This is a genomic window from Microbacterium sp. ISL-103, assembly GCF_018613995.1.
In the GTDB taxonomy this organism is placed as follows: domain Bacteria; phylum Actinomycetota; class Actinomycetes; order Actinomycetales; family Microbacteriaceae; genus Microbacterium.
The window spans coordinates 1-4339 of sequence record NZ_JAGGPD010000244.1 but is presented as its reverse complement, the minus strand read 5'-3'; the positions used below and the strand labels follow the sequence as shown (position 1 = coordinate 4339).

Annotated in this window: 6 protein-coding genes; 1 reads left to right on the top strand and 5 read right to left on the bottom strand. The window is 63.6% G+C overall.

Features of this window, described 5'->3' with window-relative positions; translation table 11 throughout:
* Positions 1 to 253: 253 nt before the first annotated feature.
* Entirely contained in the window at positions 254 to 586 is a 333-nt protein-coding gene (locus tag J7E68_RS09920; RefSeq protein WP_215172155.1) for an Lsr2 family protein, read from the top strand.
* Positions 587 to 621: 35 nt separating this feature from the next.
* Here the strand turns inward: J7E68_RS09920 and J7E68_RS09915 are convergent, their stop codons facing one another.
* From J7E68_RS09915 to J7E68_RS09895, 5 genes are all read right to left on the bottom strand, one after another.
* A complete protein-coding gene (locus J7E68_RS09915) occupies positions 622 to 1329 on the bottom strand; it encodes a 7-carboxy-7-deazaguanine synthase QueE (protein ID WP_215172153.1) in 708 nt (235 codons plus the stop codon).
* Entirely contained in the window at positions 1326 to 1676 is a 351-nt protein-coding gene (locus tag J7E68_RS09910; RefSeq protein WP_215172151.1) for a 6-carboxytetrahydropterin synthase, read from the bottom strand. The genes J7E68_RS09915 and J7E68_RS09910 overlap by 4 nt, the downstream gene beginning before the upstream one ends.
* Before the next feature lie 10 nt (positions 1677 to 1686).
* On the bottom strand, positions 1687 to 2193 hold the full coding sequence (locus tag J7E68_RS09905) for a hypothetical protein (protein WP_215172149.1): 507 nt from the start codon (positions 2191 to 2193) through the stop codon (positions 1687 to 1689).
* 180 nt (positions 2194 to 2373) lie between these two features.
* Positions 2374 to 2985 (bottom strand): 7-cyano-7-deazaguanine synthase, encoded by a 612-nt coding sequence (locus J7E68_RS20395; RefSeq protein ID WP_215172147.1) that lies wholly within the window; start codon positions 2983 to 2985, stop codon positions 2374 to 2376.
* Positions 2978 to 4186, bottom strand: coding sequence for a PfkB family carbohydrate kinase (locus J7E68_RS09895; protein ID WP_215172145.1), 1209 nt, complete (start codon positions 4184 to 4186; stop codon positions 2978 to 2980). The genes J7E68_RS20395 and J7E68_RS09895 overlap by 8 nt, the downstream gene beginning before the upstream one ends.
* Between the last annotated feature and the right edge of the window lie 153 nt (positions 4187 to 4339).

Sequence of the window (4339 nt, the reverse complement as noted above, 5' to 3'; positions counted from 1 at the left end):
CAGGCGTTGGTGTTTCTCGGCGAGACTGTCGCCACATGGATGGGAGGACTTCTCGCCGTCTCCTCGATTCACTCCCTCGGCGCTCTCGACCACTTCAGAAATCGGTAGCCGCAGCGAACCCCCAGAATCGGCATCAGGTTTCTCTTCCTCCCAGATCTGGCGAGGAAACGGCCGCGCTCAGGCGGCAACCGATGGGGAATAAGTATCATCCAGGTACGCGCACCAGAGCGGTGCTCTTCCCGATTGGATTCCCGTGGCACAGCGACGCATCATCGAACTCATCGACGATCTCGACGAGACAATCATCACAGACGGCGGCACACACGCCTTCTCACTCGACGGAGCGGCCTACGAAATTGACCTAAGTTCTGCCAACGCCGCGAAGCTGCATGACGCCCTCGCGCCCTTCATCACGGCGGGCCGACGCACGGGGCGTGCTCCATCGAACAGAACTCCCTCGCGGTCGCGCTCGCGGTCGACCGGCGACCTCAACGCAATCCGCTCTTGGGCGCGCGATAACGGCTACACCGTGAGCGACCGCGGCCGCATCGCAGCGAACATCGTGGCGGCTTACAACGAGGCGTGACGAGAGATATCGCGTCGAGTTCGGCACCCTCTGCCTCAGGTTCCCCGCGTGTCGCCCCAGGCGAGCAGGTGCAGGCGTGAGGAGACTTTGAAGCCTGCTCGGATCGCTGCTGGTGCGACTGCCGCTATCAACGAACCAACATCGGCGGCGGTCGTGGTCTCCGGCATCACCCACACGCGGTCGCCAGGAAATCCGACGCTTCTCGCCACATCTGCCGCTTCCTGTACGTCCGCGGGGCCGGCTACCACAAACTTGAGGATGGACGGACTTTCGCTGAATCTCGCGAGAACGGGGACTCGCAGTCGTCTTTTTTCCGCGATCCCCGAGTTGTGCAGCTTCGGGCTCACCACGAACAGGTGAACAAGTTCGACTAGGGACGGTGTCGGGGCGATGGTGCCGTTCGTTTCGACCTCCACACGCAGGTCGGGCCGGTGCTCTTTAATCTCGCGCAGGACAGGAACGACCACGTTCTGATTCAGGAGCGGCTCTCCTCCGGTGAGCACGAGGAGGTGAACAGTGTCCGGGAGCTCACGGATTACTCTCGCGCTCAGGTCTCGCGCATCGACGTTCTCAACTTCTTCGGCCCTGTCGAATGCATCCCAGTCCCAGCTGTGACGCGTGTCACACCACGTGCAGTTGAGGTTGCAGTTCCCGAGCCTTAAAAACAGTGCAGGCTCTCCGGCGCTCGGTCCTTCGCCCTGGAGGGAGACGAATGTCTCCACCACCGGGATCTGAGCACTCATCCGCGGGTGACGATTGCGGACGACGTGCGCGTTTCCCATAGACGAACGCTCGTGATGGGGAGGTTCGCGTCATCGACGTCGTGGAAGATTGCCGCGGCGATGCGTTCAGCTGTCGGGTTGTCGAGTACTTCATTGAGATACGAGTGGTCGAAGCGAGCCATGAGCGTGGTGTCCACGAATACAGCAATGTCGTCGAAGTCGACGATGACGCCGTTGTCGTCGAGCTCTCCCCCGAACGTCAGCTCGTAGCGGTAGCTGTGGCCGTGCATCGACTGGCAGGGTCCTGGATGCCACAGCAGCTGGTGCGCCGCATGGAACTCAAACTCGTACGTGATGGTGGTCTTCATGGGTGTCGTCTCAGTCATTTTCAGCGATGGTGAGGGCTCCGACGTCTACCAGGGTGTCGGAGGTTCCGTCGAGCGGGAACTGGGTCGTTTCCGCAATACCCGCGATACAGGAACGCAGGCCGATGCTCGTCGCGAGCAGATGTGCCGTACCGAGAAAGACCCCGGCATCTCTCCAGACGAGACTGTGCCCGTCGGCGTACTTCGACAGCGTTCGCCGGAAGCGTGCGAGGACGACCACCAGCGTCGCCGGTGGCTCCGGGGTGCGCAGCGCGCCCGCGGCGGCTGCAAGCACGGTCTCGATAACGGCACCATGGCGTGTCACCTCGAAACGATGTGGCTTTCGGGATGGGCTGACGGCCCATGCTCGGTGAGGCCCGTCGTCGGCTCGATGGACGATCAGCGCAGTGAGTGGGTGACGAGCGCCAGCGGATGGGGTGAACGTCTGCCGTTCCACATACCCGTCGTCAGCGACCCATTCCTTTGTCGCCGACACGAGCGGGGCGACGATGTGAAGCACGCGCTCCACGCTCACGTGTCCGGGAAGCCGCTCACTCCGACGAGCGTGAAGTGCAAGGTCCAGCCGTGACAGGGGTGAGCTCACTGGCGTCCCGGTGACGGAGAGGCCCGCCAGCAGTTGAGCGTCGAGCTCATGCAATCCGGCGGTGTTTCGTTCGCTTGCGGGGATCGGCGGTTGCATCTATGTGTCCCTCGAGGGCCAATAGTCGGCCAGGACCAATTCACGTTTCCAGCAACCCGGGCAATCGCCACATGGTCGGTTCGCGCGGTGGCAGGAGACCGTCCAGCCGATGAGAGAGCGCTCAGCTCTGGCTTCGCGGAGCAGCTCGACTGTTGAGAGATGGATGGCCGGCGCTGCGACCCGCACTTCGCCCTCCTGAATACTCGTGACCGCGTCCAGGCGCTCATAGAACGGCAGCGACCCGTCCACATGCCGGTCGCCATCTCCGCGTACGGATGCGAGCACCACACGTGTCAATTGATGCCGCACGGCAACCGCGGCGCCGGCCGTCGCGAGGAACTGGTTCCGAAATGGCCACCATTCCGGACTAGGAGCGCCAGGGAGGGGGTGGTCATCGTGCATGAGTCCGCCGCCAAGGTCGCTTAGTGGGAGCGTGACAGAGGTGAAAGGCAGATCCAGGTGCGCCGCAACGGCGCGGGCTGCGCGGGCCTCCGCGTCGCGGGGCTTCTGTCCGTAGTCGACGAACAATGTGAGCGCTGGCCGTTTCCATGCGGCGAGAGCAGCCGAATCGAGCCCGCCAGATAGCAGTAGCACGGTTTGGTTGTCAGACATTGCTGCGCCCCGGGTCGATCCCTGGCGTGAGGGCAAGGCCCTGGCCGGCCCACACCGCTCGATAGAGGGCGGTTGTGAGGTCACTGTGCACTTCTGCGCCCATCCCGACGAGCATCTTCGTCTCTTTCGAGTGTTGTTCGGAGGCGAACCCGACGATGGGGATGCTCTCCCGTGCAGCCCACCCCGTCTCGTAGATGGTGCCTGGGTCGAAGCCGTCGAGAAGTGCGAGCACCACGTCGCAGCTGTCGAGGCCGTCCAAGTCTTTCTGAGCGACTTCGATGTCGCCGGGGCCGACGTCGTGTATTGGGCTGAATACTCGCGCCCCAATGCCCGCCAGGATGCTTCGCACACGTTCAACCAGCCAACGTTCCGCCAGTGTGAAGAATGGCCCGGCCAGATACACCTTCGGGGCGTACCCGGGATGGAGCGGAAGGTTCGCTCGGGGTGGCGACGTTCCAGGTCCGGTGGCGCTGGACGCGACGGCGGCACTTGCGGTGCTCGCTGCGTCGGCCGCGCACACCCCTGCGAACCACTCACGGGCGAAGACTGCGGAGAAGACATCACCCGATCCGAGCGCGCGGACCAAAAGACTCGGCGTCGCATGCACCCAGGTCACCGCGCTGGCGTCAGCGACGACGTATCCGAGAGCGCCACATTTCACCACCACCGCCTTCACGCATGGGCGGTCCAGTAAGGCACGCGCCGCGTCCATCGGATCGTCGAGGCCCGTGATGAGCCGTGCCTCTTTCCGGTTCGCGCACACCGCGATCTGCTCGGCGTCAATCTGTTCAAGGAAGCGGGCTGATGCCGAGCCGGGGGACTGAGGGTCCACCACCACGCGGCGCGCAGTGACGGGATAGCCCTCGGGCAGTTCTGCCAGCCCGAACGCGAGGACATCATCATCGGGGAAATCGCATTCGACAGTTCCTTGCATGCTTGCCGGGAGTCCGACCACCTGCGGGGGAAGAGCCAGGTCGAGGTACCGAAAATCGACGCTGTCGCCACGTTCCGTGAGCTGTAGCTTTGTGGTCGCGGCCAGCTGTGGAGAGACCATTTTCGCCTCGGACGGCGTGGCGATAGTGACCAGATGCGTCGCGTCCGTTCCCAACGTCGATGCGGCACGCACCCCGCTCCCGATGAGCGTCGAGGAGAACGTCGGGTACAGAACTGTCTCGAGGTAGCTACCGCCTACGACAATCACAGCACCGGCTCGACACGAACGCGGACGTCGCCGCCGATGGAGCTGAGCACCTCCGCCTGAAAAGTAACTCCCGCGGTCAGACAACGAACGAGGGCGGGAAACGGGTGCAGGGCGCCCACTCCGACCCCGACATGTTCCAGCGCTACAGTTACG